Genomic DNA, 26,004 nt, shown 5'->3' with positions numbered 1-26,004 from the left:
CGGTTGAGGTTTGGGGTGAGGGGGGCTGCGGGATCCGCAGCGTGCGCGCGCCCGTGGGGGGTGGTGCGGCTTCTGACCGGCTTCCGGACTCGGAGTCTCGTCGACCGGCTTCCGGAGTCGGCTTCCGGACTCGGAGTCTTCCTTTTGATCCTCAGATCACCCTGCTCGCTCGTCCAGTAGTCTCGTCGGCTTCCGGACTCGAAGTCTTCCTTTTGACGTCGGCTTCCGGACTCGGAGTCTTCCTCTTGATCTCAGAACACCGTGAGGAGGCGCGATGCCCGCGACACACCAGCCCTCTGATCCTCCGCTGACAGGAGCACGCGCCCCGACTCCAGCTCACTGGTTGGATAGGTAGTCCGCGACATGCAGAAACTCTGCAACACAAGCCCGCGCGGGCCGATACCCATCTCGTGGCCACATCCGAGCAAAAACAAGCCAGTGCCGCCCGTCGCGCCAAGAACCGAGCCCGGGGGCAAGCCCGTGACTATCCACGGGTCCGTGCGCGCCCGATCTATCCCGGCAGCCGGTACAAGGTCAACCGGCGCTGCGCGGGCCAGCTGATGATGTTTGCCCCAGAAGCGAATCCCACCGAGCTCAACAACTTGATTGGCTACTGCCTTGCCCGCGCGGCGGCACTCTACGGAGTCCAGATCCATGCCAGCCTCTGGATGTCCAACCACCATCACACGGACATCACCGATCCCGACGCCAACTTCGGAGCCTTCAAGCAGCTCCTGCACAGTCTCATCGCGCGTGGCCGCAATGCCCAGCTCGTTCGAGACGACAGTGTTTGGAGCGGCGCTCGCCCCTGCGACACCCAACGACCAGCCGATGACCATTCGCTCGTGGACCTCGTCTACACGCTCACCAATCCGGTCAAAGATGGACTGGTCAAGTGGGCGCGCCTGTGGCCTGGGTTCACCACGATCGGCTGGCGCTTCGGAGAGACCCGCACTTTCAAACGCCCGGACTGCCTGTTTGATGAAGAGGGCGACATGCCCGAGGAGCTCTCGCTCACGCTGGTTCGGCCGCCGGTCCATCCCGAACTCGACGACGATGCGCTATACGACAAATTGATGGCGGAGGTGCGTCAGCGCGAGCTCGAGATTCAACGAAGCATGGCCGCGCAAAATCGACGGTTCATGGGGCTAACTAAGCTCGCTCGGCAGTCTTGGAACAAGGCGCCAAAGACCTTCAAGAAGCGGTTTACGGTCGCGCCAAAGCATGCGGCCTCGATTCGGGAGTTGGTGCTGGCCCAGCTGCCACGTGACCGGGAGTGGGAGAAAAAGTATGCGGCAGCGCGGGCGTTGCTGCTTGCGGGTAAGCCGGCGCTGTTTCCGGCCGGCACCTACTGGATGCGACGTTTCGCAGGGGTCGATGTGGCCCCGCAGGCGCCGTAGCGGCTGTGCATATGGGGTGAGACGGAGTCGCGCAAGCCATTCCGTCGTTGTGTATTGGTTTGGCTAGTAAAAGGGCATGGTCGCGGGGTAATTAATCTCGTTTATCGGCCCTCGTTGGGCGAAAGTGAGCGTGAACTTGTGACTCGAGTGTCGTCGGAAGCCCAACTCCGACCTCATCGGGTTGCTGCGCGACCAGAGACTCCCAGTCCGGGGCTCCGAGATCAGTCCGGGGCCCCGAGATCAATCCAACCGCAGCTCCGCAAAGCTAGGAATCCCCCGAGGATCCATCTCAAAGTCCCGCACCCGCCAGCTATGCACCGCCACACTAGCCCCATACATCAACGGAACCAACGGCCACTCCTCCTCAAACAACTCCACCACCGCCCCCAACTCCCCCAGCTCCCGCTGCGCCACCGCCAGCCGCCGGTCCATCTCCGGATCCGCATACCCCCCCAGATTCGTAGTACTAGCCATCGGCGTCCCCGCCTTCGGAATCCGCTTCGACGACAGCAGCGCCGCCAAAAAATCCACCGGATCAGGCGTCTCCGCAATATACCCCGACAGGATCAGATCATGCCCCCCCCGACGAACCGCCTCAAAAAACGCCTCCGGACTCTCCGCCTGCTCAATGATCACCCCAATCCCCAGCACCCCAAATTGCTCCGCGATCACATCAGCCACCCCCAGCGGATCCGGCAGATAAGGACGCGGCCCCCAGACCACCAACATCCGCAGCGAGGTCGGCTTGTCCCCGATCTCCGCCAGCGCCTTCGCAGCGATCTCCTCCCCATAGCTCGGCAAGCTACGCCGATTCAGCGCGAGCGCAGGCGGCAGCAACCCGCGCGCGGCAAAGGCCGCCGGATTATCATGGCTCGTCCGCGCGATCGCCCACGGATCGATCGCAGCCGACAGCGCCCGCCGAACCGCAGCGTTCTTCAACCACGGCCGCCGACACCCAAACGCCAAGAACGCGGTGCTCTGCCCCGGCTGATAGACCTTCCGAACCCCCTGCAACCCCTTCGCCACCTCCCGCGGCAGCATCATCGTAAAGTCGATCTCACCGCTCTCGAGCGCCTCCCGCAGCTTGCTCGGCTTATTGTCCTCATCCAGCGGATACGCCCAAAACTCGATTCGCTCGATCGCCGGCTTTGCGCGCCGACCCGCGACCCAATGCGGATTGCGCTCCAGCGTCAGCACCTTACCCGCCGCCGCGATCTTCTCATCCACGATCGCGTACGGCCCCGTCCCGATCCAGTGCTTGGCCCCGCGCTTCCCGATCACGCTCCAGATCTGCGCGAGGTGGGGTTCCAACACGACATCACGCTCGAGGCAGTTGAACTGGACCCGGCGCCCACCGGCCGCGTTGACCTTGGACACCGCGCGCAGCGGCGCCACCTGCTGCAGCGAGGCCGCGACGTCCTCTGGCTGGACCGCCGTCCCGTCACTGAACAGCAGATCGTCGACCAGCCGAACCGAGTAGCGCGGCATCCCCGTCAGCGCGATCGTCTCGAGCCGCAGCTCGTGTGCCAGGTAGCGGGTGTCCGGCACGATCGCGCCGCCGGTCCGAGTGTAGAGCGTCTCGAAGCACTGGTTGCGAACGATCACACCCGACAGGTCCTGCGCCTCCCAAGGATCGAGACCGCCCCAGCCACCGAGCAGCCCCACACGCAAGGTGCTGGAATCGGGCTCATGGGTCTTCGTCTTGCGGGTCACGCCCAGCGATTGTTTCAGACCGTGGCCGATCGGGCAAAGCCGGTCCTCAGGCCGGCGTGGGAGGCCGGGAAGCCAGGCGAGCCGCCTCGCGCGGTTCGCCCCCAAACATGAGATCGATCGAGAATATCTGCGGTCCGGCCGCGGCGACGGCTATAGTGGCCCGATGACACGTCGCGCTGGGTTGCTGATGCTGTGGTCCTCCTCGCTGCTGTGGGTCGCGCCCGCGTGCACCAATACCGGCGCCACCGAGGCCGAGGGTGCAGGCGAGACCAGCACGACGGGCGACGGCGACGGCGACTCCGGTGACGGCGATGGCGACTCCGGCGACGGCGATGGTGATCCCGGCGACGGCGATGGTGACCCCGGCGACGGCGATGGTGACCCCGGCGATGGCGACGGCGACGGCGACGGCGACGGCGACGGCGATGGCGATGGCGACGGCGACGGCGATGGCGATGGCGATGGCGATGGCGACGGCGACGGCGACTTCCAGTGCATCGAACAGCTCCCCCCAAACCCGCCGGTCGAGTGCGACGACGTTGGCATCATGTTCGCCGACGAGTTCGAACCCCACTACGAGTGCTACGACCTCGGCAACCTCCCCAACGTCCCAAGCAACTGGGGCGGCCTCACCGTCAAGATCGACGATCCCTACAAGCTGCTGATCGGCGGCGCAGCCAACACGGCGAACGGCAAGCTCTACGCCGTCGACATCACGCGCGACCTCGACTGCCACGTGACCGGCTGGGCCGGCGTCCCGATCGTCGAGTTCGCCGAGGCGGCCTACAACGACGGCGGCGTGACCTACGGCCCCAACGACGTGCTGTTCCTGGCCCGCTGGCCCAACAACGAGCTTGGCCAGCAACAGCTCGGCAACTTCGCGACCGACAAGATCATCAGCCTCGCGCAATTCAACATCGTGTCATCGCCCGGCGGCCTCAACTTCGTGCCCCCCGGCTTCGCGGGTGAGGGCCAGCTCAAGATGGTCTCGTGGTCGGGCGGGCAGTGGTACTCGGTTGCGATCTCGCCCGACAACAACGGGACCTTCGACATCCTCTCGGCCACGCTCGAGACCACGATCGTCGGCGGGCCGGAGGGCTTCGTCCACATCGCCGACGCCAACCCAGGGTTCCCGGTCGAAGGCCTGCTGGTGTCCGAGTACTCGGCCGGCAAGCTCGCGGCCTACGACACCGACGACAACGGCGACCCGGTCAACGCCAGCCGCCGCGACTTCGTGACCGGGCTGACCGGCGCCGAGGGGGCGTTCCTCGACCCCTACAGCGGCGACTTCTTGTTCACGACCTTCGGCGGCGGCAACCGGCTCATCGCGATCCGCGGGTTCACGCCAAATCCCCAGTAGCCGCCGGCAGCTCGTGGAACACGGCGCGACACTTGGGCACAAACCCGGCGCGTCGACACACGCCCGCCGAGGTCGCCTCATCGGCCCACACCACGACATGCTCGATGCCCTGCGCTCGCAGCACGCCAAGTCGATGATCGAGCAGCGCCTGATACATGCCCTGTCGCCGGTGCTGACGCACGACCGCGGCGCCCTGTAGGTAGCCAAGTCCCGGCAGCAGGCGCAAGATTGCGGTGCCGACCAGCTCGTCGTGCCGATAGACCAACCATGATCGCAGTGTGTTGGCCTCGCGCCTGAGCGCCTGTGTCATGAAGTCTTCGCACTCGCGGCGAAACGCCGCGCCCCGCTCCCACGCCCGCGCGTTGACCTCGCCGAAGCTGGCGATGTCCCCCACTCCGACCTGGCGCAGCTCCACACCCTCAACCAGCGCAGGTGGCTGTTCGGGTACACGCATGTGCATGCCCAGCGCGCTCGCCAGGCGCGGGACTCCAGCGCGCTCGAGCCTCTCCGATAGATCGTCAGGCGTGCTGCTGGGGCCGACGATCCACCGCATTCCAGCCCCGCGCGCCACGTGCGAGCTCCTGATCTCGGCGATGCGCGCGTCCGCCAGCTCCGGGCCCAGCCGAGCCAAGAACACACCATTGCGGTTCGGGTGCGGCGACGAGGGCGTGGTGAGCTGAACCCAGTCGGGCTCATCGACCAACACGGCGTCGGGCGTCGGCGCGAGCGCGTCGACCAACACCCGCTCCAGCTCGACAGCTCCGAGGTCGGCCATGATCAAAACGCCCCGTAGCTGGTCAGCTGCCCGGGCTCGACCTCGACCACGGTGCCGAGCTTGGCGAGCGCGGCGAGGTCGACCCGACTCCGATCACCCACGATACTGATGATCGCCGGCCGATCCGCGACCCCACTCGCAAAGGTCTGAACCTGCTCGACCCCCAGCGCCTGGATCTGCTCCCACTCCCACGGCCGCGGATCCTGCTTCTCACCCTCGCGGTCCCAGCTGTCGACCCACAGCACAATCCAGCGCGGATCAATGCGGCTCGAGCGATAGTCGGCCTCGAGCGACTCGAGGGTCTGCCCCAGCCGATTCCCGTCGATCGGCCGCTCGCGCAGCAGCTCGAGGTAAGTCGTGAGCGCGTCGACGGTCTTGTCAGCCTGGGTCCCCATGCCACCCACCAGCGCGCACTCGTCAGCCGGGATGCTCCCCCGCGCGACGTAGGCGTACGCGTAGTAGGCCAGGCCCCGAGCCTCGCGGATCTCCTGAAAGATCAGCGAGCTCATGCCGCCGCCCAGATAGCGGCCGAAATACTCCGAGACCGGGACCTGATCGCGCGGCAGCACACCCTGGGGGATCGCCACCGAGACCGCGGACTTGGCCACGTCCTTGTGCAAGAAGTAGATCGTCGTGCCCTCGCCCCCAGGCCGGAACTGCCGCTTTTCGCGGGCGCCCGCGGGCTTGTGCTTGCGCCCCATGCCCACGACCTTGGCGGCCTCGGCTGGCGTGCGCGGGCCATAGTAGAGCGTGGTGTGGGTGAAGTCAGGGAAGCTGGTCAGCTGCTTGCGCAGCTGCTTGGCCGTGACCTTGTTGATCGCGGCGTTGCTGGGCTGGCGCAGGTAGGCGCTGCGATCGCCGTAGCTGGCATACGCCGACAACATCTGGGCGAGCGAGTCGGAGTCGTCGAGCTCGTCCTTGCGCTCGCTGATCAGGTTGGTCCGCAGACCCGCGAGGGTCTCGTCGTCGAACTTGGGATCCCGGATCCAGGACTCGACCAGCTTCACGCTCTGCTCGAGGTTCTTGTCGATCCCGTCAATGTCGACATTGGTGTACTCGGAGCCGCAGCCAAAGCTCACGCTGGTGCCCAGCGCGAACAGCTGCTTTTGCAGCTCCTCGGCCGAGGTATTGCCCGCACCCGAGCGCTCGAGCAGATCGAGCGCCACACACAGCATCTGAGCTTTGCGGTGACCACGGTCAAACCGATACTTCACCGAGAACAGATCATTGCGGGAGTTGCGAGCGGCGACCAGCGGGCCGGCCGGCAGCGTGAGGTGCTCGTAATGCTCGCCCTCGACCAGCCACTCGGGCTCCAGCTGGCTCGCGGGCATCGCCTTGATGTCGGCGGAGAACTGGCTCTCGCGGGTGGCGTCGATGTCGATCGGCGTGATGCTGGGCTTTTGAATGTTGGGCAGATCCTGCTTGCCCGACTTGCGGTTGATGACCACATACTCGGCGCCCAGATACTGGTTCGCGACGCGAATCACGTCCTCGCGCGTGACGGCGCGCAGCCGCTGATTACGCGCGATCACATCTGCCCACGAACGCCGCTCGATGTAGGACTCCATCATTCGCCCGACCCGCCCCCGGTTGCTCTCGAGCGTCCGCTTGTCGTGCATGTCCTCGTGCAGCTTGATCGCGTCAATGTCGGCCTGGGCAAACTCGCCCGCCTGAAGCTTGGCGATCACCCCGGTCAACAGCTGCTCGACCTCGGCGTGGGTCTGGCCCTGCTGCAAGGTCGCGCGCACGCCAAAGTAGCCGGCCTCATTGAGGTGGCTGGCCCACGAGCCGGCATCTTGGACCTTCTGCGTGAGCTCGAGCTCGAGGTTGAGCAGGCCGCTGCTGGAGTTGTCCATCAGCCAGTCCGCCACGACCAGCGCGGGCTCGTCGGCGTGGGTGACCTCGACGGTGCGCCACGCCATGGTCACGCTCTGCTCGCCCTCGGCGATGACGTCGTGGGCGACGCGGGTCGCGAGTGGCGGCAAGTCAGCGGGCGCCTTGGTGCCGATGCTGCGCGGCGGGATCTGGCCCAGGCTCGCCTCGAGCACGGGCAGCGCGGTCGCAGCGTCGATGTCCCCGGCCAGGATCACCGCCATGTTGTTGGGCGCATACCAGTCTTCGAAGTACTGGACCATGTCGGAGTAGGCGGGGTTCTTGAGGTGCTCGACCACGCCGATCGTGGGCTGGGTGCCGTAGGGATGCTGGGGAAACAGCGTCAGCAGCAGCGTGTCCCAGATCCGACTCTCGGGCCGATCGATCGACAGGTTCTTCTCTTCGTAGACCGCCTCGAGCTCGGGATAGAACAGCCGGAACACCGGATCCGAGAAGCGCTCGCCCTCGATCTTGGCCCACGCGTCGAGCCGGTTCGAGGGCACGTCACCGATGTAGGCCGTGACTTCGTTGCTGGTGAACGCGTTGACGCCCTCGATCCCCAGCGCCGCGTACATGCGATCGAGCTCGTTGGGGATCGCGTACGCGGCCGTCGCCTGGGTGTGCTGATCGATCTCGGTGAAGATCTCCGCGCGGCGAGCTTCGTCGGCGCCGCGCAGCTCGGTGTAGAGCTGCTCGATCGCGTCGAGGTGAACCTGCTCGGCCTCGAGGTCCAAGGTTCCGTAGTCGTCGGTGCCCTTGAACAACATGTGCTCGAGGTAGTGGGCCAAGCCGGTCGAGCTGGCGGGATCGTTGCGGCTGCCCGTGCGCACGGCGATCCACGCCGAGAACCGCGGCTTTTGGCGATCCGTGCTGATGTACACGGTCATGCCGTTGGACAGGCGGTGCACGGTCACGGCCATCTCGTCGTCCGCGAGCGGCGTCTCGACCAACGGCGGCAGCTCCGACGCCGCCAAGATCTGCGCGGCCGTCAGCTCCTCGACTGGCGGCGTGGCCGTGTCGTCGATCGGCGACGTCGTGTCCGGCGTGCGGCAAGCGAGCAGGAGACCCGAGAGCGCGACCGTGCGAAGGAGGTGGCGCGAGAGGATGGCGCGGTTCATGCGCAGTGACATAACATGCCCGCGCGCTGCACGACTCGATTTTCCGCCCGTCTTGGACCATGCAGCCGCGATCACCACGCGGGCTTCACGAGAAACTTCTGCAAAGCTTGCGTCGCTGCCCCCTGTTGGCGCTTTCCAATTTATCTACACTCCGGCCCATGTCCCGGTCCCGCACCCTCGCACTGAGTTTCGTCTTCGTCGGCCTCGCCACCGCCTGCAACGGCAAGGGCGACGCCAACGCTGAGGCCGCGGCCGAAGCGGAGAAGGTCTGGCAGGAGCGCTGCGTCACCTGTCACGGCCCGGACGGCGGCGGCAACGGTCCGGGCGCGGCCGCGCTCGCGGTCAAGCCTCGGTCGTTCAAGGATCCGACCTGGCAGGCCACCACCGACAACGAGCGGATCAAGAAGGTCATCGTCGAAGGCGGCGCGTCGGTCGGTCTCAACGAGGCCATGGCCCCCAACCCCGATCTCAAGGACAAGCCCGCCGTGCAAGACGAGCTCGTCAAGAAGGTCCGAAAGCTCGCCCAGTAATGGAGATCGACAGCAAGGGCGCCCCCGACCCACGCCAGAACCTGTTTGGTGGGGTCGGCACGGTCAAGGTCTGGAACTTGCTGCGCCGCAGCGCTCCGCCCTTCACCGCCGTGCTCGCGTGCGAGCTCGAGCCCGGCGGGCGAGTCGGGCGACATCTACAGGAGGAGTTCCCGGAGATCGTCGTGGGGATCGAGGGGCTCGGCGAGGCGGTCGTGGGTAAGCAGCAATTTGGGCTGCGACCGGGCGATGTGGTGTACCTGCCGCTGGGTGAGACCCTGGAGATCATCAACCATTCGGACACCGCCCGGTTGCAGTACCTGATCATCAAAGCCCGCGAGGCTTAGTGGCTGTCTCGGGCCAGGCTTCTGGCCCGCTTGCGGGCGCCTTGGTGTACTGGAACGCTCGTTGGCGCGAGGACTCAGCCCTTGGTGCGGAACTTGATCTGCACCGAGGCGGAGACCGTGAGGTCCTCGGGGATCACCGGGGTCGCCACTGACTTGGCCTCGAGCGCTTGTGCCCGGTAGAACAGCTGCGTCGGACGAGGATCGATCTCGATCATCTCGGGCCCCTCGATCTCGACGTCGGCGGACTTGGCCACCAGTCGCGCCTCCTTGCAAGCCGCCTTCACGGCCATGCGCAGGGCATCTTCTCGAAATGGGGTCTCGTCCTGCAGACGGAAATCAATGCCGCTGCTCTGGTTGGCGCCAGCCTTGACACCCGCGTCGAACACCTGCCCGGCGTAGCTGACCTTGGTCCTGATCTGCACCCCGTTGCTGGCCCGAAAGCCGACGATCGAAGGGACATTGGTCTTTGGATCGTAGGTGATGACCGGGCTGACGCCGAGGCCCGTGGTCGTCACGCCGTGGTTGGGCTGGGCCGACACCGCCTTGAGCACGGCGTCGGTCTGCTTGGCGGCCATGGCGACCGCCTCGGACGCGGTCTTGCCCTCGGTGAGCACGCGTAGCTTGACGACGGCCTCGTCGGGAGCCACCTTGATGTCACCAGTTCCAGTTACTTGCAGGGTTCCATACTTTTCTTTCATAACACTCTCCGTCGACTGCGTATCCTGTCACGAATTTGCATAGTGGCTGGTTGGTGCAGCCCGCAGCGTTTGCGACCGGATCTTCGCGAGACCGTGGAGTTTTCGCTGCCCTGACCCCGCTCTCTCACCTAGCCTGCGCATACCTCGATCACGAAATTCCCACGCATGGCGCACATCATCAGCTCGCTCATTCAAAAGCTCGACTCCACTCCGGTCAATATGCCCGACTATGAAGCCACGAGAACCGGCTTTGACTGGGCGGACGCCCGCGCCGAGCTCGCCGGGCTGCCGGGCGGCGGCCTCAACATCGCCCATGCAGCCGTCATGCGCCACGCCAGAAGCCCGCTCGCTGACACTGTCGCGCTGCGCTGGCTGGGAAAGCGCGGCGCGATCGTGGAATACAGCTACGCCGAGCTCGCGCGCAAGGTCGCCCAATTCGCGAACCTGCTCGATGCGCTGGGCGTCCGCGCGGGTGCTACGGTGTGCTCGTTCGCCGGTCGGCTGCCGCACCTGTATGTCGCGGCGCTCGGCGCCCTCGCCCATCGATCGGTGTTCTGCCCGCTGTCTCCCGGGCTGGAGCCCGAGCCGATCGTGGCGCGACTCGGCTCGAGCAAGACCAAGGTCATCGTCACGACCGAGCGCCTGTACGCGAGCAAGCTCGCTGCGCTGCGCGACCGTCTGCCCGAGCTCGAGCACGTGCTCTTGCTCGACATGGATCTCGATCTCGCGCCGCCCAAGGGCACGCGCTCGCTCGCGGCGGCGCTGCGAGACATGAGCCATGTCTACGAGATTCCGCCGACGAACCCCGAGGACCCCGCGTTGCTGCACTTCACCAGCGGGACCACCGGTCAGCCGAAGGGGGTCCTGCACGTGCACGAGGCGGTGGTCGGCCACCACAGCAGCGCACGCCTGGCGCTGGATCTGCGGCCCGGCGACGTCTACTGGTGTACGGCCGATCCCGGCTGGGTGACCGGGATCTCGTACAGCATCATCGCGCCGCTTTGTCATGGTGTGACCATGATCGTCGACGAGGCGAACGTCGACGCGCGGCGCTGGTGCCAGATCGTCGAGCAACAGCAGGTCACGGTCTCGTACACCGCACCCGCGGCGATCCGGTCGCTGATGCGCGCAGGTGTTGGGCTCAGCCGCGAGTATGATCTGTCGAAGCTGCGCTTCATCGCCAGCGTCGGCGAGCCGCTCGACCCCGAGGCGGTCCGCTGGAGCATCAAGGCGCTCGGTCAGCCGATCCACGACAACTGGTGGCAGGCCGAGACCGGCAGCATCATGATTGCGAACTATGCCTCGATGCCGGTCGTGCTGGGGTCAATGGGCAAGCCGCTGCCCGGCGTCACGGTCGGTATCGTCACCCGGGTCGCTGGCGGGGTCCGGCTGATCGATGAGCCCGGCGCCGTCGGTGAGCTGGCCGTGCGCGCGCCTTGGCCTTCGATGTTTCGTGCGTACCTCGATCAGGAGGAGCGCCACGAAAGCTGCTTTGTCGACGGCTGGTACCTCAGCGGTGATCTGGCCTCGCGCGACGCTGCCGGCTACATCTGGTTCGTCGGGCGGGCCGATGACATGATCCAGTCCGCTGGCCACCTGATCGGCACATTCGCGGTCGAGAGCGCGTTGCTCCAACACCCGGCCGTCGCCGAGGTGGCGGTGATCGGCAAGCCGGATCCGGTCGACGGTGCGTGTATCAAGGCCTTCGTCACCCTCGCGCCCGGCTTCGCGGCCCGGGAGGCGCTGCGCCGCGAGCTCCTCGGCTTTGGCCGCGCGCGCCTCGGCCTGGTCGCGGCCCCGCGCGAGCTCGAGTTCTGCGACGGGCCGCCCCGGACTCGAAGCGGCAAGACCATGCGGAGGCTGCTGTTGGCGCGTGAGCTGGGCCTGCCCGAGGGAGACACATCGACGCTGGCGACTGGGTCCGATGAGTGACGCCCGATAAACCCAGGTAGAATCTGGCATGAGCCGGATCCTGGTCATCGGGGGCACGGGGTACTACGGAGCCCGGGTCGTGGCGCAGCTCGCCCGCGCGCACGAGGTCTCGATCGGCTCGCGGTCTGGCTCGGGCGACGTCGTGCTCGATCTCTCGCGCCCCGAGACCTTCGGCGCCCTCGCGGGCTTCGAGCTGATCATCAACTGCAGCGACAGCGTGAACGCGCCGCCCGACGCCGCGATCGCCCATATCCTCGCCCACGGCGGGACCTGGCTGGAGATGGGCGCCGACCCAACCACGATCGAGCGGCTGCTCGCGCTCGATCGTCCAGAGGCCAACGCCGCGGCCAAGGGCACCGTGATCCTGGGCGTCGGCGTGTTCCCGGGGATCAGCACCGTGCTCGCGCGGGCCGTCGCCGAGCGTGCGCCCGAGTGTGACAGCATCGAGCTCGGTATCCGGATCTCGCCGCTGTCGGGCGCGGGTCCGGCCAACTGCGCGCTGATGGCCGAGAGCCTGTTCACGCCTGCGTTTCGGTGGGACCGAGGCCAGCGCCTGCAGTCCAGGACCGCGCTGGGCCCGGGCACGGCGCTGCCCTTCGCCGACGGTTCGGCCCGATCGATCAACTTCGCCCTGCCCGACACCGCGCTGATCCGCCACGCGACCGGCGTGCCCACGGTCATCGCTCACTTCGCGTTGACGCCCAGCTGGCTGCTGTTCAACTTCGCCGCGCTGGCCTGGGTCGCGTGGCTGCTGCGCGTCGCCAAGCGACCGTTGGCGTGGGTGTTGACGTGGCAGCTGGTGATCTTGCGCGCCTGGCTGCTGCGCACGGTCGAGTCACGCGTGGAGCTGGTGGCGATCGCGGACCGCAACACCAGCAGCGAGCGCGGGTGCTGGCTGAGCTTCGAAGACGGACAGCAGGCGACCGCGCTGGGGGTCGGGGCGGCCGTGGAGGCCTGGCTCGCCAAGCCAGACCACCGGGCGGGGGTGTTTGGGGTGGCGAATTACTTTGAGCTCGCGGAGATTACCGCCGGGCTCGAGCGCTGCGGTGACGAGACGGCGGTGCTGCACTGGATGTGAAGGTTTGCGAGCGGGGGACCTCCGCTCGATCTGCGCTACGCGGGGCCAGCCGACACGAAATGTGGTTTGCCGGGCTCGGAAATGGCTCAGCTCCTGCCAGGACCAAAGCTGCGGACGAGCTGGGTCAGGGCCGCCTCGAATTCGGTGAACGCGGCGAGACGTCGGAGCGCCGCGAGGCTCACCTGCTCACCAAACAGCGTGTAGGGAATGCCGGGTGCGCTCCCACGCGGGGACGGCAGTCGCTCACGCAGGATCCTCTTGGGGTCGAGCTCGCGCTCGGGAGCCGCCGGTAGAGCAACCTCGACGCCGAGCTGCTCGCGGAAGACGCTCTCGTCTGCGAGCAACCACGCCTCGATCTCCCGGACCGGGACACAGGGGATCGCGGGGATGGGCTTGTTGGGGATGGCAGTTCGGGCGGCCTCAATACCGGGCGCGACTTGCTCTCGGATCACGGCGGCGGGATTTCCTGCGCCATCAGCGTGGATGATCAGGATATCGATGAGATCTTCGTTGTCCCGTACGGCTGCGGCGATGCGATCGGCTCGGGTCTTCTCGCCGCCGGAGCTGTCGATCCCCCGGGTGTCTTCAATCTCGTTTGCGCCCGGGAACAGCTGCGCCGCGATCTCTCGAAGCATTCGGTTGAGCAGCGGGCACAGGAAATAGTAGTCGGTAGGTCCCTCGGCGTAGAGCCCCGCTCGCAGGTAGATCATGGGGGACCTCCGCTCTTGACGGTGTTCATGAGCTCGTCGATCTCTCGGGGCGAGACCACGAGGTGCCGACGATCGGCGCTGACCGAGCCTACCTTGCGGACGCGAGTGACCCGACGCCTGTCGCGGTGCACGGTGTCGACGAAGCGCAGGTGCTCCGGGTGCTCGCGCAACATTGCGAGCAACAGCGGCGAGTGGGTCGTGAGCAAGATCTGCGGCGGGAGAAAGTCGCTCATCAAATTACCGAACTCGGCACCGCCGCTGCCTGCGAGGCGCGCGTCGGCGAATCCGGGCTCCTCGTGCAGCTTGCGTCCGGCCTCCTGGCGCAGGAGCTCCACGAGCACGCTGAGCCGGCCGGGGAAGATGCCGTTCTCGGGCTCCTCGATCCCAATGAGGGCGGGGCGTTGCTCGAGCCGCAGGGCGGTCAGCAGCGCGAGCAGGCGCAAGGTCCCGTCCGAGGCCAGGCGCCCCGGGACCCGCTCCCCCCCAGAAAGCTCGAACTCGAGGCTCAGCGCCTCCTGAGCAGGAACCACGGACACCGAGGAGAGCCCGGGTACGAGCGCGACGAGGCTGGCGCGGATCTCCCCGAGCAGGGGCGGGGGGAGATCGGCGAGCACCGTGGGGAGGTTGGAGCCATCGGGACGCAGGCCGTCGGTGTCGACTCGATCGCTGGTGCTAGCGAGGTGAGCGAGGTCGAGACGGAGCCACTGACACGCCGCGAGGTTGTCGGCGACCAGGTGAACGCTCGCGGACTGATTCGACTGCAGCTCGTCGCGGCCGAGCAGCGTGCGGCGGGGGTCTGGGCGCAGCTTCTCTGGCCATATCTGGGGGATCAGCGTCACCTGGGAGCGATCGACGGTGAACTGATTCTCGGCCTCATCGCTCGGCTTCACCAGCTCGGCGAACTCGGGGTGTGCCACGACCCAGGTGTCCTCGGCGCTCGTCATCGTCCGGAGCAGCTCGTGGCTCGCGCTCAAGTGCTCGGTGCCCGACGCCCGGGTCTCCCGCGCGATGACGAGCTCGTAGCGAAATCGTCCCCGCGGGTGCGGTGCGAAGCCTGTGGACTTGGCGTAGCTCCCGAACAACAAGAACTCCGCGGCGAAGCGAATTTGGTGGCTCCGCTCATCGACGTAGCGCGAGAACTGATCCCCCGGGAGACCGCGGCCGCCCTTGAACGCGTCGACGATCGGCATCGTCGCCAGGCGCGACAGCAGCGACAGCGCCTCGAGGATGTTTGACTTCCCAGCACCGTTGGGCCCGAGAAACACGGTGAACGGCTCTAGATCGACGGAAAAGTCGCGCAGGGACTTGAAGCCGTCGACTTCGAGGCGGGTGAGCATGTCGCCGCGAGCATAGCAGCCGTTCGGCGACGCCTCTATGCCCTCCATGGGTAGCACCACCGCGAGCTCCGCCCTGGTGATGACGGATGCGCGCCAATCGGATCCGCGTTCGCGCCAAGCCATGGCCAACCGACAGCCTCGCCCGCATGGTCCGGCGCGATGACCCTCGCACACGCGCAGCGACTCACGCTCTTTGCCCTCCTCGGTGCCGGCCCGCTGGCGAGCGGCTCCGCCTGCCTGGTGATCGACGCCGACGCCGACGCCGACGCAGGCCCGACCGCTGGCTCCACAGCCACTGACCCCACCACCAGCGACGCCTCCGGCACCTCCGACGGCGACCCCGGCACCACCGAAGGCGACTCCGGCACCACAGACGACGACCCAACGATCACGGAGCTGATCCCCCAGCAAGTACTGAGCGACGCGGGCCCCGACCACGCTGTCGCTGCGTTGGCGTTGAGCCCCGCCGGGGACCAGGTCGTCGCTGCGCTCGGCGCCAACCGTGTCGTCGTGTTCTCGCTCGCCAACACCAGCGCGACGCTGGTCCACACGATCGGCGCGGGTGACTTGTTCGAGCCCAGCGCCGCGGTGTGGGGCGCGAAGGGGTTTGCGATCGGGACCTTCAGCCACTGCCTGGTGTTCGACGCCGCGGGCAGCCTGATTCACGAGCTGCCGGATCGCTGCTCGTACCTGACCGTGTCCGCCGACGGAGAGACGCTGGTGCGAACGACGACCGACGCCGTGGCGACCGTCGGATTCGAGAGCGGCTCGGTCACGGCGACGGCCGCGATGGTCAGCCCGTCGGGCCTGGGCTTCGACGGCGATCGAGTTCACGTGCTCGAGAACGACGGTCAGTTCTCGATCGCCTCGCGGACGCTCCCGAACCTGGACGGACCTGTGAGCCACCCGATCGACGTCCGCGCGCTGTCGGGCGGACCGCTGCGTGGGACCTTGCTCTACGCCGAGGCCAAGCTCTGGTCAGACTTCGCGGCCTCGCCCGTGGTCCTGATCACCGAGGGACTCGAAGACCAAAAGGCGCTCGCGGTCAGCGGTGATCGGCGCTGGGCCGCGTCGCTGGGCTACAGCGCAGGGCTCCACGTGTACGACGCTGCGACCGGTCAGCACCTCGCCGAGGCGACGCTCGACACGACCAGCGCCGCTGGGTTGGCGTTCGACGCGAGCGCAGATCGGTTGTTCGCTGGCAGCAGCGCTGGCGTCGCTGTGTTCACGATCGTCAAGCAGTGAGCTCTCCCGCCGCTCACGATCGCTGCGCCGCACGCCAGGCCGCGGGTGGCAGGCCGGTCTCACGCGTGAACAGCTCGGTGAGGCGCTGCGGCGCGGCGAAGCCCAGCTCGAACGCGATATCCTTGATGTCGCGATCCGACTCGCGCAGCAGCTGCTTCGCGGCGATCACGAGCGCGCGGCGCTTCTCGCGAGCGAAATTGGTGCCGGCGAGGCTGAGTCGGCGCTGCAGCGTGCGCGGGCTCTGTCCGGTCTGCCGGGCGGCCTGCGAGAGGGTCAGTCCGGCCCCGGCTTGGCCCAGCAGCTTGGCGAGGCGCTCGAGATCGGGAGCCGCGGCTCGGGCGTGGTCACGCAGCTGCTCGCGGATCCTCGCCAACCATGCCAACCGCTCGGCCGACCACTCGACAGGCTGCGGCCGCAGCCACGCGAGCGCCTCGCGTTCATCGGTGAACACGCGACCGTCGAACGGCAGCGGCACGACCCGGTGGAAGCCCTCGGCGAGCATGGCGACGACGCCCTCGGCCCGGATCACGGCCTCTTTGTGGATCCCGTCGAGATAGCTCGGCCGGGTCGCGTAGTACCGCATCACGCGGGTCATGGCGCGGGGGCTGACACCCGTGACGTCGCTGAGAACGACCAGCTGAAGTCGACGCTGCGGCCCACAGCGAGCGCACGCCTCGAGGGTGTCGACCAGCTCGTCGGCGTCCTCGGCCTCGAGCCGACCCCAGGCCAGCAGCACGAACAGATCGTCGCCCGGCGAGGCGCACCAGAACCGTCGGGCCTCGAGGCGGTGCTCGCCGGGCGCCGAGAAATAGCGGGCAGCGTCGGCCGTCCGCTCTGGCTCGATGGCGCTGGCTGGCGACACGCGGCGGAGCATAGTGGGTGCCTGCGCCAGCCTCTACCCCACGTGGCAGCGCGGGCGACCAAGGGCCGCCCGCGCGTGATAGTTGCAAGCTAAAACCAGGACTTCGAGGGCACCGCGGCGGCGGGGATCGGCTGCCGCGGCTCGACGATCTTCAGGTTGGACCCAGTGTGCGGCTCGGTCTTCAGCTCGGCCTGACGCACGACCGGCGCGTCGCTCTCGGCGACGCCTTCGCTGCGATTCGCACCAAGCTGCAGGGCCTGCCGCAGCAGGCTCTCGCGGTTTCCGGTGTTGCTCTTGGCGAAGATGTTGTGCATGTGCCACTTCACGGTCGCGCGGCTGATCTCGAGGTCCTTGCTGATGTCCTCGTTGTTGCGGCCCGCGAGCACCCGCTCGAGGATCTCTTGCTCGCGCGCGGTCAGCTTGTGGCGACGCGAGAGCCGGTTGACGGCCCAGCGCAGGCGCGAGGGTCCGTCGCCTTCCTCGAGCTCGCGCAAGACAGTGTAGCCAAGCGCCTCGAGCACCGCGCTCACGCGGTTGGCGTCTTCGTCATCGGTGACCCAAATACGAACTTCGGTAGAGAGAGTGGTTGCGGTGGTGGTTGCGGTGATTTCATTCGACACGGCGATAACCTCGACTTCTGAGCTCGCGCTCGATCAGCCCGACCGCGGCCGGGCTATACAGGTGAGAGACGACGGCGCGATCTCGGCCGACGGCCTTGTTGAGGACTGCTTTGCTGTGAACCTTGCTGTCGCGCAGGCCGGTCGAGCTGATGACCTGGCCGACCCGCTGCGCGGTGACGCCGAGGTGCCGACGAGCGATCTGCGTGGGGCTCAGCCAGCCCGGCTCGATCATCGGCTTGAGCTGCCACAGCTCACCGCACAGCGCGATCTCGGCGGCCACCACTCGGTAGGCCCAGATGACCTCGGGATCGATCTCGTGCTGGTCGGCGAGCGCGTCGCACAGGCCGGCGAGCGCGTCGTACTCCCAGCGTCGGCGCTCGAGCTCGATCCGCTCACGAACGATCGCCGCGGCCTCGCGCTGCAGCGGCGATCCGCTGGGTCGACGAATGGCGGCGACGTCTGGGATCACGCGATCTCGCAGGTGCGCGAGCAAGCGGCGACTGACGCTGGCCTGTCGCTGCTCGGCGCTGCAGCGCGCGGCCACCAGCGCGATGCCGGGCTCGAGCAACAGCAAGGTGCTGCTGGCCTCGGCCAGGCTCGACGGCATGACCACGCCGCGATCGCTCAGATCCAGGCGCAGCTCCGAGAGCTCGAGCTGGCCGATCCGGACCCAGTGCACGCCCTGGCGGGCTTCGGCGGCCCAGTCGATCGCAAGCCGACGCGCGAGCTCCGACGCGCCGCCGATCCCCAGGATCGCCGCGACCTCCCCAGCGAGCCAGCAGGGCTTGCCGTCGAAGTCACAGGTGATCAGCGCCCGCCCCTCGAAGGAGCCAATGAAGCTCACCCCCGTCGGTGGTCGGGTCGCCTCATTCCAGGCCTCGTCGGACGGGTGGTCGTGTGGGTCGTGCTCGAACATCTCGGTGGGCTCCTGCTGTGCAGCGAACGAACCCACGATGAAGCGCGAGGTACCTGACCGTCAGGGACGACGGCGCCACGCTGGGATCACGGTGACGCCCCGTTCGAAGCACGGTCGAACCGTTCGCGTTCGCGACCGAACCGACCCCGCCATCGGCCTCGATCCCGCGTGAACGGGTGGTAGCGAGGCTCCGATCCCCAGAGCTGGTTGGGGGTCGAACCCATGTCACGGGTGATCACTCGACCGTGGACGGGCACCGACCGGTCGCGGCCAGCGGTGACGCCCCGTCACCGGGGGTCGGCCGCGCGTGTCCGTTCGCGCCGCGTCCACGCAGGGTCGGTGGTCTGGGCAGGCCCTGACCGCGCGCGTGGTGGGCTCGCCGAGATCTCGGCGGGAGCTGTTAGCCTTGGGGATGGCTCGCCGCCGCCGCCGCCCACTCAATTGCTCTTGGACCACGTTGCGCCGGGTCGGTGTCGCGGCCCTGCTTGGCGTCGCGGTCGTGGGTGCGGCCCCGAGCGACGCGCTCGCGTGGCATGACGACGGTCATCGCATCGTTGGCGAGATCGCGGCGCGGAACCTGTCGAAGTCGGCGCTTGCCCAGATCAACGAGCTGCTCGCGGACATGCCCGAGTACTCGACGATGGCGACCGCGGCGACCTGGGCCGATCAACAAGCCAAGCTCGATCCGAGCTTCGCGTTCGCCTACTCGAGCCACTACATCAACGTCGACGCACGCTCGACCCCGCGCGAGGTGCTGGCGCAGTGCCTGGAGAAGTCTGGCTGCGTGGCGACCGGCATCACCTACTACGCGGACATCCTTCGCAGCGAGCGAGCCTCGCGGGCGCAGCGGGCCGAGGCCCTGCGGTTCTTGCTGCACTTCGTGGGCGACGTGCACCAACCACTGCATGCCGGCCACAGCCAGGACAAGGGCGGCAACGACATCGCCGAGCTGCGCTTGCTCGAGTACACGCCGGCCAAGCAGCGGACCAACTTGCACGCGGTCTGGGACGGGGGCTTCGTCGCGATCACGATGGCCCGCGAGGGTTGGGACTGGCAGCGCTACGCGGCCGAGCTCGACGCCCGCGTCACCGACGAGATGATCGCGCGCTGGGGCCGGGGCTCGGTGTACGACTGGATCGAAGAGTCGCGCCTGTTCGCGGCCGCCAACGGCTACCTGCGCGCCGACGGCATGACCCCGGTCCGCTCGGGTGACGCGCTTGGCGAGGACTGGTACCAGCGCAACCTCCCGGTCGCCGAGCAGCGCTTGCAACAGGCCGGCGTCCGCCTGGCGCTGGTCCTGGAGGAGCTATTTTGAGCCGCTGGCGGCAACCGTTTGACCTCGCGGCACTTGTTCACGTAACAGTTGGTTGGAGATCTGCCTGGATTTTCTTCGGAGCCAACATGATGCGAACGCCTTACAGTCTCGTGGCCTGCGTGATCCTGACCCTGACCGTGGGCGCGATCGGGTGCGACTCCAACCCCGACGACGGCTCGACCGAGAGCGTCGCGGATGACACGGAGGGCACCACCGGTGATGGCGGCGGTGACGAGTCGGGCAGCAGCGGCAACAGCGGTGACGGCGACGGTGACTCCGACACCGACCCCGACTGCCCGCTCGGCAGCTTCGACTGTCCCTGCAACGACGGTGAGTGCGCGGAAGGCCTGACCTGTGGAAACGACGGGCTGTGTTCGCTCGGCGGGGGGACCGGCGACCCGACGGGCGATCCCACGGGTGATCCCTCGACGACCACCGGAGGCAGCGGCGACCCCTTCGATCCCGAGCAGTGCGAGGCCCCCTCGGAGGTGCTCAGCGTCGAGAAGATCGACGGTGACTTCTGCTCGGCGCCCTGCGTCGACAGCGAGGAGTGCCCCAGCGGTCCGCCCGGGACCACGCCCGCCTGCGCGATCGCAACCATGGGCGCGGTGCCAAACTTCTGTGCGTTGATCTGCACGCCGGAGTCCGAGGACTGCCCGACCGGATCGACCTGCAAGGTGATCCCGCAGCAGCCCAACACCGGGCTGTGCACGTATCCCTGACCCCTAGCGCTAGCTAGCGGGCCCGCAGCACCAGCCCGCGGCGGCTGCCGATCCACACCCCGCGCGTGTCCTCGACCACGCGCGTCACGTCTTCGAACACGCCGAGCTCGCCCGCCACCCAGCGCCCGCCACGATGCACGCGGGCGCCCTTCATGGTCGCGGCGTGGAGCTCACCGTCGATCACGCTCAGGCCGGCCGGGTTGACCCGCCCGCCGCCGAGCGCCTGCGCCTGCCAGCTGTTGCCGTTGGGCGTGAGCGTGTCGACGCCGCTCGCGTAGGTGCCGACGTGGAGCGCGTCGCCCTGCCAGACCAGCGCGGTCACCCAGTTGTCGCTCAGGTGGCCCGACAGCATCGACAGGTGGTCCCAGGTGCCGTCGAGCTTCCAGCGGATCAGCCCCTGCGTGGTGCCGAGCCACAGCTCGCCGTTGGGGGCCTCGGCGATCGCCCAGGTCGCCCATCGCCGGGCGCGGGACCCAAGCTCGCGCACGTCGTCGTTGGCGTCGATGATCGCCACGCCCGCGTGGGTCCCGACGATCAGCTCCCCCGCGCTCGACACCGCCAGGCTCAACACCGTGGAATTCGGCAGGCCGCGCTTGCTGGTCCAGGTCTCGACTCGTCCGTTGTCCACGCGATGCAGCCCGCGCGCGGTCGCAACCCAGACCCGGCCGTTGCCCGCGGGCGCGAGCGCGTTGACCTGCGGATCGATGGCGTGGTCGGGATCTTCGATCGGCGTCCAGTCGCCGCCGCGGTTGACCAGCACGCCCTTGTCGAAGGTCGCGGCGTACAGCTCATCACCCACGCGCAGCAGATCCGTGATGTCGCCCGAGGGTAGGCCGTGATCTGCAGCGGCGACCCAGCGCTGGCCGTCGCGGATCCACAGCCCGTCGGAGCTGGCCACGCAGCGGTCCTGATCGAACCCCTGGACGTGGCTGACGGGCGGCCCGACTCGCAGCTGCGATCCGAGCGGCGTGATCCCCTGTCCGGTGGTGCCGATCAGCAGCTCGCCGCCGACGCTGGCGAGCGCCCGGGCGTCGTGGTCGCTGACGGTGATCGAGGCCGCGCCGTCGAGCTTGCGCACCCCCGCGAAGGTCCCGGCATAGAGCGCGCCCTCGTGGACCGCCAGGCTCCAGACCACGCCCTCGACCCCCTCGACCGGCCGCGGGTGCTCACCGATGATCCAGGCGCCCGCGCCAGCGGTCGCGACGACCACGTGGCCCCCGTGCGCGACGAGGTCCGTGATCCGATCGGCCTTGACCAGGTCGGGCCCCGGGGTCGGCCGGAGCCGCCCGCCGCGGAGCTCGAGCACCCCTGCGCCCCAGGTACCGACGAAGGTGCGCCCGCCGTGCTCGAGCACGGCGCGGACCGGCGCGGTGCTGGTGAAGGCCTCGACCACGCGCGCGCCCGCCTCGCTTCGCTCGACCCGCGCGAGCCCACCCTCGGTCCCGACCCAGACTCGACCCGGCTGCCCCGCGACCGGCTCGACCACGTAGCTGCGGGTCTCGGGCAGGCCGTCCAGGGCGGTCAGCGGCGCGGCACTGTTGCCCGCGTCGTCGAGGAACACCAGGCCACCGTCGGTCGCGGCTGCGTAGCCGTGGTCCAGCGCCCGGCAGCTGCGGACGTCGCGGGTCGCCGTGTGGACCTCGAGCGGCGCGGTCGCGAGCACCCCCATGAACATGCCGAGCGCGAGGTTCATGACGGCCCCTCGAGCGAGAGCTCGACCCGGCGGCTGTTGAGCGCACGGTCAGCGACGACCGCGGTCACGGTCGCTGGCCACTGGACCTCACCACGCGGCGCCCACCGCCGCACGAAGTGCCCGTCCATGCCCAGCCGCAAGCTCAGGGTCTGACCGTCGGGCATGATCAGCTCGACCCGCCTGGCGTCGAGCGTGCTCGCCTGCTCGTCGCCGCGCCGACCTTCGACCCGCTCGCGGGCGGCGTCGGCTTCGCTGAGCAGCTGGTGCGCGTAGACGTCGTAGGCCCCGTCGTCGCGGATCTTCAGCTCGAGTCGCAGCTGCGGCGCCTCCACATCGATCGTGTACTCGAGGTTCAGCAGCTCGACGCGACCATCGGCGTGGGTGACCCGGACCAGGACTTCGTAGGTGCCCGGCTCGGTGTCGTCGTCGACCAAGAAGCGCACGGTCCACTGGCCAAGCTCGTGCTCCCAGCGGGCGGTCTTGGTCTCGCCGAACGGAAACACCACGTCGACCGACTGCGCGTCGCGGGGCGCGGGGATGTGGATCTCGGGGTCGCCCGGCTGCAGATCCCCGGGCCCGAGGTAGGGGCTGCCGCCGTCGGCGTCCAGGTTTCGGCCCGACACTTCCGGGGTCTCGCCTGCGGGTTGGTTGGCGGCCGGACCGTTGCGGCGCTCGATGTCGTAGCGCTCGTACGCCTCCTCGCTCTCGAGCACCAGCAGCGCGGTGTGCTTGCTGAGCACCGAGTGCTCGACGCTGAGCGCCACGGCGGTGGCCTTGTCGGTGGTCGCGGCGAGCTCCCGCGCGGCCCACTGCTGGCGGACGCCGACCTGCGCCAGCGGCTCGCCCAGCTCCACGACCTGCTCGAAGCGCAGCCCGCCGGCCCAGCCGCGCACGGTCACCTGGGTGGGGATCGGCGCGCCCTTGGCCACGCGAAAGTGCACGACCGGACGCTCGCCCTCGAACAAGGTCGTGCGCAGCGGGGCGTGGACCTGCTCGACCCCGGGGACCTCGAGCTCGAGCTTGGCGACCCGGCGGACCTGCGGCGCGCGCTCGAGGAACGCCGAGAACGCCTGGACCTGCGGGACCGACTGGGGCCGGAGCGTGCGGCCGCCCGTGCTGCCCGTGAGCGCCTCGAGGGTGTCCCGGCTCTCACGCTTGCCGACGCTCAGGGCGTAGAGCGGGGCCCCGTCGAGCGCGGCCGTTGCCTGCTCGACGAGTCGCTCGCGGTCGGTCGTGCCCCAGGTTGGCGTGCCGTCGCCGACGTACACGACCTGGTCGCCGACGCTCGGGGTCCGCAGCGCCGCGCCGACCCGGGTGATCATCGCGCCCAGATCACTGGCCCCATCTGGCTCGATCGTGGTCAGGAACGCGAGCGCCGCGGCCCGCTGGTCGGGGTCATTGCGGACGAAGTCATCGCTGAACACGCGGGTCTCGAGGTCGCCGGTCACGAGCATGAACTCGTCGTCGGGACCGAGCCCCGCGAGCACGGCCGCGACCGCCTCACGCGCGAGCGCCCACGACTCGAGCGCGCTGCGGGAGCTGTCGACCACGATCACCGTGCGCCGCTGGTCGATCTGCGTGACGGGGTTGGCGACGCGGGCCCAGTCCAGATCCAGGCGCGCGGCCAGGTACATCTGCTCGCCGCTCGACTCCTCCACGTAGGCCGGCGCGCTGGCGCGGTCGAGCGCGACGCTGAGGTTCTCGCGGGCGCTGTGGTTTTTGCGCTGCAGCACCTCGCGACCGTCGACGCGGACCGTGAGCGCGGGGATCGACGTCTGCATGGCCGGCGCGGCGCTGGGGATCGCCACCGCGAATCCGCTCGGCGCGTCGTCGCTCGGCTGCAGCGGCGCCATGTAGCGCATGACCACGCGCTTGCGCTCGCCCGCCTGGATCGGGAACACCCGCAGCTTGAAGGTCTGGCCGGCCTCCCACTCGAGCAGCGCCGGGTCGCGCATGCTGTCGACGATGTCCTGGTAGATCTTGCGCGCCCGCTCGCGCTCGAGGATCTCGCCGTCGAGCAGCTCGCCGTCGATCTCCATGGCGAGCCCGGTCACGATCGACCCGGCCGGCAGCGGAAACCGGAACGTGCCCTCGAGCACCTGATCGGTCCCGTTGTGGAACACGTGCTCGACCTCGTAGCGCGCCATTGGACCGATCGTGTCGACATTTACGCTGAGTGAGTCGAGCTCGAGAAAGGTCGAGGCGTCGGCCGCCGCAGGGTCCTGGACCTCGAGCTGGCCGGGTCCAAATTGATCCGCGCCGCGATCCATGTCGGCCAGCCACGCGGACGTCCGCGCGACGTCGGTCTTGGCCCCGAGCGCGGGCTGAGCTGCGCTGGTGGTGGTGTTCGAGCTGGTGGTCGGGCTCGCGCACGCGGCGAGCAACACGACAGACAACAACAAAGGGGTACGCGAGCGTCGCATCATTTCACCTCGATCTTGGCCACGCGCACGCTGTCGCCGACCTTGGGGAGCACATAGGGGAACGTGTGTTGCTGCTCGTCTTCGCGGCCTTCGTTGACGACGACGAGCAGCTCGCCGCGGGCCTCCTTCATCGCGCCGCCGCTGCCGTAGTAGTTGACCTCGACCGCGTAGGTGCCGGCCTTGGCGGTCTTGGCCGTGAAGCTCTCGGGCCCGTAGCCGGTCGTGACGTCGCCGTAGAGCGTGCCGCCGAACGCACCTTGGCGGTGGCTGTAAAACACCTTCTCGCCCTTCGGATTGATCACCCACAGATCCACGTCGGTGCGATCCGTGTCCCAGGTCAGGTAGACCTTGATGTCGTTCTGTGAGCCGCCCTCGAGCGCGAGCGCGTCAATCTTGGCGGTCCACTCCCGGCGCTGGGCGTCGGTGTTGGCGTCGCGGCGAAAGCCCGCGTAGACCTGCGCGAGCCGCTGTTTAGCGGGGTGTCGCAGCTGCTCCGAGGCGCCCTCGTCGGCGACGATCGCCTCGAAGCGAGCGGCCGCCTGGGCATAGTTGCCGCGGCGCAGCTCGACGTCGGCGAGCTCGAACGAGAGGCGCTGATCCTCGGGGCGCAGCTGCGTCGCAACTTGGAGGCGGGCGAGCGCGTTGTCGAGATCGCCCTGGGCCTTGAGCACGGTCGCCAGCGCGCGCTGGGCCTCGGGATCTTCGGACAGTAGCTCGGTCACCGCGGAGTAGGTGCGCAGCGCTTGCTTGGCGTCGCCGAGCTCGGTCTGGATGTCACCGATCAGGCGCACGACCACGAGGTTGTAGGCGTCGATCTCCCGCCAGGCTTCGGCGGCCGCGAGCGCCTGATCGAGCTCGCCTGCGTCGATCAGCGCGCGAACCAGCGCGAACCGGTGGGTTCGCTCGCGCGGCGCTTCTACGATCAGCTGCTGCAGTTGCTCGATCTCGGCCGTGAGTTCGGCGTTGGCGACCCGGGTTGGCCGTTCGTCGACCGCCGTGACGGTGAAGGAGGGCGGCGCGAAGGCCAAAGTGGCGCAAAGCCAGAGCGAGGGCGTCATGGTGGCAGCCAGACGCGCAGAGACGGCGGAGCTATTCCGACGCTGGGCACTGCTCGGGTTCGCGCTCGCCGGTCGCGCCGACGGATGTACCGATCAATCTCTATCAACCGCGATCAATCTCGCTCAGAGCGTGCACTTTGATCGAGCCAGATCACCTGCACGCCCGTTCGCAGCGTTCGACGAGACCATCGAGGCGAGCGCGTGTCCGTCGAGTGCCCACACCGTCGCCGCCCTCCAGGACAGCCAATGATGCCAAACCACTGTGAAGAATGCCGCGCGAACG

Annotated in this window: 22 protein-coding genes; 10 read left to right on the top strand and 12 right to left on the bottom strand. The window is 68.2% G+C overall.

All coding sequences use genetic code 11. From position 1 onward, the window contains the following. Positions 1-410: 410 nt before the first annotated feature. Positions 411-1,400 carry a hypothetical protein gene (locus ENSA7_RS28055; RefSeq protein WP_146158218.1) on the top strand — a complete coding sequence of 330 codons (990 nt, stop codon included), beginning with the start codon at positions 411-413 and terminating at the stop codon, positions 1,398-1,400. A 240-nt stretch (positions 1,401-1,640) separates the two neighbouring features. Here the strand turns inward: ENSA7_RS28055 and ENSA7_RS28050 are convergent, their stop codons facing one another. After that, positions 1,641-3,113 (bottom strand): ABC transporter substrate-binding protein, encoded by a 1,473-nt coding sequence (locus ENSA7_RS28050; RefSeq protein WP_106092439.1) that lies wholly within the window; start codon positions 3,111-3,113, stop codon positions 1,641-1,643. Positions 3,114-3,276: 163 nt separating this feature from the next. On the opposite strand from ENSA7_RS28050, the gene ENSA7_RS44270 reads away from it, so the two are divergent. Beyond that, complete coding sequence (locus tag ENSA7_RS44270; protein ID WP_181234194.1) at positions 3,277-4,473, top strand: hypothetical protein; 1,197 nt, start codon at positions 3,277-3,279, stop codon at positions 4,471-4,473. Here the strand turns inward: ENSA7_RS44270 and ENSA7_RS28040 are convergent. Together ENSA7_RS28040 and ENSA7_RS28035 are read right to left on the bottom strand one after the other, a co-directional pair. After that, entirely contained in the window at positions 4,454-5,248 is a 795-nt protein-coding gene (locus ENSA7_RS28040; protein WP_146158217.1) for a GNAT family N-acetyltransferase, read from the bottom strand. The genes ENSA7_RS44270 and ENSA7_RS28040 overlap by 20 nt on opposite strands. A 2-nt stretch (positions 5,249-5,250) precedes the next feature. Next, positions 5,251-8,238: a M16 family metallopeptidase gene (locus ENSA7_RS28035; RefSeq protein WP_181234193.1), complete on the bottom strand. Its 2,988-nt coding sequence runs from the start codon at positions 8,236-8,238 to the stop codon at positions 5,251-5,253. A 158-nt stretch (positions 8,239-8,396) separates the two neighbouring features. Here ENSA7_RS28035 and ENSA7_RS28030 point away from each other — a divergent pair, with 158 nt between their 5' ends. Together ENSA7_RS28030 and ENSA7_RS28025 are read left to right on the top strand one after the other, a co-directional pair. Continuing rightward, positions 8,397-8,768: a c-type cytochrome gene (locus ENSA7_RS28030; protein WP_181234192.1), complete on the top strand. Its 372-nt coding sequence runs from the start codon at positions 8,397-8,399 to the stop codon at positions 8,766-8,768. Then, complete coding sequence (locus tag ENSA7_RS28025) at positions 8,768-9,112, top strand: cupin domain-containing protein (protein ID WP_106092435.1); 345 nt, start codon at positions 8,768-8,770, stop codon at positions 9,110-9,112. The genes ENSA7_RS28030 and ENSA7_RS28025 overlap by 1 nt, the downstream gene beginning before the upstream one ends. Before the next feature lie 74 nt (positions 9,113-9,186). Here the strand turns inward: ENSA7_RS28025 and ENSA7_RS28020 are convergent, their stop codons facing one another. After that, positions 9,187-9,810, bottom strand: a complete 624-nt coding sequence (locus ENSA7_RS28020) for an SIMPL domain-containing protein (protein WP_106092434.1) — start codon at positions 9,808-9,810, stop codon at positions 9,187-9,189. A gap of 165 nt (positions 9,811-9,975) precedes the next feature. On the opposite strand from ENSA7_RS28020, the gene acsA reads away from it, so the two are divergent. Together acsA and ENSA7_RS28010 are read left to right on the top strand one after the other, a co-directional pair. Next, a complete protein-coding gene (gene acsA / locus ENSA7_RS28015) occupies positions 9,976-11,742 on the top strand; it encodes an acetate--CoA ligase (protein ID WP_106092433.1) in 1,767 nt (588 codons plus the stop codon). Positions 11,743-11,770: 28 nt separating this feature from the next. Beyond that, complete coding sequence (locus tag ENSA7_RS28010) at positions 11,771-12,820, top strand: saccharopine dehydrogenase family protein (RefSeq protein WP_106092432.1); 1,050 nt, start codon at positions 11,771-11,773, stop codon at positions 12,818-12,820. An 86-nt stretch (positions 12,821-12,906) separates the two neighbouring features. Here the strand turns inward: ENSA7_RS28010 and ENSA7_RS28005 are convergent, their stop codons facing one another. Both ENSA7_RS28005 and ENSA7_RS28000 read right to left on the bottom strand, forming a co-directional pair. Beyond that, a complete protein-coding gene (locus ENSA7_RS28005; RefSeq protein ID WP_106092431.1) occupies positions 12,907-13,530 on the bottom strand; it encodes a DUF4276 family protein in 624 nt (207 codons plus the stop codon). Further along, on the bottom strand, positions 13,527-14,867 hold the full coding sequence (locus tag ENSA7_RS28000; RefSeq protein ID WP_181234191.1) for an AAA family ATPase: 1,341 nt from the start codon (positions 14,865-14,867) through the stop codon (positions 13,527-13,529). The genes ENSA7_RS28005 and ENSA7_RS28000 overlap by 4 nt, the downstream gene beginning before the upstream one ends. A gap of 159 nt (positions 14,868-15,026) precedes the next feature. On the opposite strand from ENSA7_RS28000, the gene ENSA7_RS27995 reads away from it, so the two are divergent. Beyond that, positions 15,027-16,112: a WD40 repeat domain-containing protein gene (locus ENSA7_RS27995; RefSeq protein ID WP_106092429.1), complete on the top strand. Its 1,086-nt coding sequence runs from the start codon at positions 15,027-15,029 to the stop codon at positions 16,110-16,112. Positions 16,113-16,125: 13 nt separating this feature from the next. Here ENSA7_RS27995 and ENSA7_RS27990 read toward each other — a convergent pair whose 3' ends face one another. The 3 genes from ENSA7_RS27990 to ENSA7_RS27980 all read right to left on the bottom strand — a co-directional run bounded on the left by ENSA7_RS27990 (position 16,126) and on the right by ENSA7_RS27980 (position 18,510). Next, on the bottom strand, positions 16,126-16,974 hold the full coding sequence (locus tag ENSA7_RS27990; protein ID WP_181234190.1) for a helix-turn-helix domain-containing protein: 849 nt from the start codon (positions 16,972-16,974) through the stop codon (positions 16,126-16,128). Positions 16,975-17,063: 89 nt separating this feature from the next. Beyond that, entirely contained in the window at positions 17,064-17,504 is a 441-nt protein-coding gene (locus ENSA7_RS45865; protein ID WP_280524041.1) for a LuxR C-terminal-related transcriptional regulator, read from the bottom strand. 79 nt (positions 17,505-17,583) lie between these two features. Further along, entirely contained in the window at positions 17,584-18,510 is a 927-nt protein-coding gene (locus tag ENSA7_RS27980; RefSeq protein WP_106092427.1) for a hypothetical protein, read from the bottom strand. A gap of 412 nt (positions 18,511-18,922) precedes the next feature. Between ENSA7_RS27980 and ENSA7_RS27975 the strand changes: the two genes are divergently transcribed. After that, positions 18,923-19,825 (top strand): S1/P1 nuclease, encoded by a 903-nt coding sequence (locus ENSA7_RS27975; protein ID WP_106092426.1) that lies wholly within the window; start codon positions 18,923-18,925, stop codon positions 19,823-19,825. Between the two features lie 89 nt (positions 19,826-19,914). Beyond that, a complete protein-coding gene (locus ENSA7_RS27970; protein WP_146158214.1) occupies positions 19,915-20,547 on the top strand; it encodes a hypothetical protein in 633 nt (210 codons plus the stop codon). Positions 20,548-20,560: 13 nt separating this feature from the next. Here ENSA7_RS27970 and ENSA7_RS27965 read toward each other — a convergent pair whose 3' ends face one another. The 3 genes from ENSA7_RS27965 to ENSA7_RS27955 are packed head-to-tail and all read right to left on the bottom strand — an operon-like array spanning position 20,561 to position 25,691. Further along, the gene (locus ENSA7_RS27965) at positions 20,561-22,240 is read right to left on the bottom strand and encodes a ligand-binding sensor domain-containing protein (RefSeq protein ID WP_106092424.1); all 1,680 of its coding nucleotides are present in this window, start codon (positions 22,238-22,240) and stop codon (positions 20,561-20,563) included. Continuing rightward, a complete protein-coding gene (locus tag ENSA7_RS27960; RefSeq protein WP_181234189.1) occupies positions 22,237-24,663 on the bottom strand; it encodes a VIT and vWA domain-containing protein in 2,427 nt (808 codons plus the stop codon). The genes ENSA7_RS27965 and ENSA7_RS27960 overlap by 4 nt, the downstream gene beginning before the upstream one ends. Further along, complete coding sequence (locus tag ENSA7_RS27955) at positions 24,663-25,691, bottom strand: DUF2135 domain-containing protein (RefSeq protein WP_106092422.1); 1,029 nt, start codon at positions 25,689-25,691, stop codon at positions 24,663-24,665. The genes ENSA7_RS27960 and ENSA7_RS27955 overlap by 1 nt, the downstream gene beginning before the upstream one ends. Between ENSA7_RS27955 and ENSA7_RS44265 the strand changes: the two genes are divergently transcribed. Beyond that, positions 25,660-25,971: a hypothetical protein gene (locus ENSA7_RS44265; protein WP_181234188.1), complete on the top strand. Its 312-nt coding sequence runs from the start codon at positions 25,660-25,662 to the stop codon at positions 25,969-25,971. The genes ENSA7_RS27955 and ENSA7_RS44265 overlap by 32 nt on opposite strands. The last annotated feature ends 33 nt before the right edge of the window (positions 25,972-26,004 follow it).

Source organism: Enhygromyxa salina (genome assembly GCF_002994635.1).
Taxonomy (GTDB): Bacteria; Myxococcota_A; Polyangia; order Nannocystales; family Nannocystaceae; genus Plesiocystis; species Plesiocystis salina_B.
The sequence above is the reverse complement of the archived record's forward strand: the minus strand, read 5'-3'. Positions and strand labels throughout refer to the sequence as shown.

What these genes read in the sequence shown, in the direction of transcription:
- ENSA7_RS28030 (WP_181234192.1), top strand. Translation starts at nt 8,397, where the DNA reads ATGTCCCGGTCCCGCACCCTCGCACTGAGTTTCGTCTTCGTCGGCCTC.
- ENSA7_RS28040 (WP_146158217.1), bottom strand. Translation starts at nt 5,248, where the DNA reads ATGGCCGACCTCGGAGCTGTCGAGCTGGAGCGGGTGTTGGTCGACGCG.
- ENSA7_RS28000 (WP_181234191.1), bottom strand. Translation starts at nt 14,867, where the DNA reads ATGCTCACCCGCCTCGAAGTCGACGGCTTCAAGTCCCTGCGCGACTTT.
- ENSA7_RS27960 (WP_181234189.1), bottom strand. Translation starts at nt 24,663, where the DNA reads ATGCGACGCTCGCGTACCCCTTTGTTGTTGTCTGTCGTGTTGCTCGCC.
- ENSA7_RS28010 (WP_106092432.1), top strand. Translation starts at nt 11,771, where the DNA reads ATGAGCCGGATCCTGGTCATCGGGGGCACGGGGTACTACGGAGCCCGG.
- ENSA7_RS28020 (WP_106092434.1), bottom strand. Translation starts at nt 9,810, where the DNA reads ATGAAAGAAAAGTATGGAACCCTGCAAGTAACTGGAACTGGTGACATC.
- ENSA7_RS27965 (WP_106092424.1), bottom strand. Translation starts at nt 22,240, where the DNA reads ATGAACCTCGCGCTCGGCATGTTCATGGGGGTGCTCGCGACCGCGCCG.
- ENSA7_RS27995 (WP_106092429.1), top strand. Translation starts at nt 15,027, where the DNA reads ATGACCCTCGCACACGCGCAGCGACTCACGCTCTTTGCCCTCCTCGGT.
- ENSA7_RS27975 (WP_106092426.1), top strand. Translation starts at nt 18,923, where the DNA reads ATGGCTCGCCGCCGCCGCCGCCCACTCAATTGCTCTTGGACCACGTTG.
- ENSA7_RS28025 (WP_106092435.1), top strand. Translation starts at nt 8,768, where the DNA reads ATGGAGATCGACAGCAAGGGCGCCCCCGACCCACGCCAGAACCTGTTT.
- ENSA7_RS27970 (WP_146158214.1), top strand. Translation starts at nt 19,915, where the DNA reads ATGCGAACGCCTTACAGTCTCGTGGCCTGCGTGATCCTGACCCTGACC.
- acsA (WP_106092433.1), top strand. Translation starts at nt 9,976, where the DNA reads ATGGCGCACATCATCAGCTCGCTCATTCAAAAGCTCGACTCCACTCCG.
- ENSA7_RS27980 (WP_106092427.1), bottom strand. Translation starts at nt 18,510, where the DNA reads ATGTTCGAGCACGACCCACACGACCACCCGTCCGACGAGGCCTGGAAT.
- ENSA7_RS28005 (WP_106092431.1), bottom strand. Translation starts at nt 13,530, where the DNA reads ATGATCTACCTGCGAGCGGGGCTCTACGCCGAGGGACCTACCGACTAC.
- ENSA7_RS44270 (WP_181234194.1), top strand. Translation starts at nt 3,277, where the DNA reads ATGACACGTCGCGCTGGGTTGCTGATGCTGTGGTCCTCCTCGCTGCTG.
- ENSA7_RS28035 (WP_181234193.1), bottom strand. Translation starts at nt 8,238, where the DNA reads ATGAACCGCGCCATCCTCTCGCGCCACCTCCTTCGCACGGTCGCGCTC.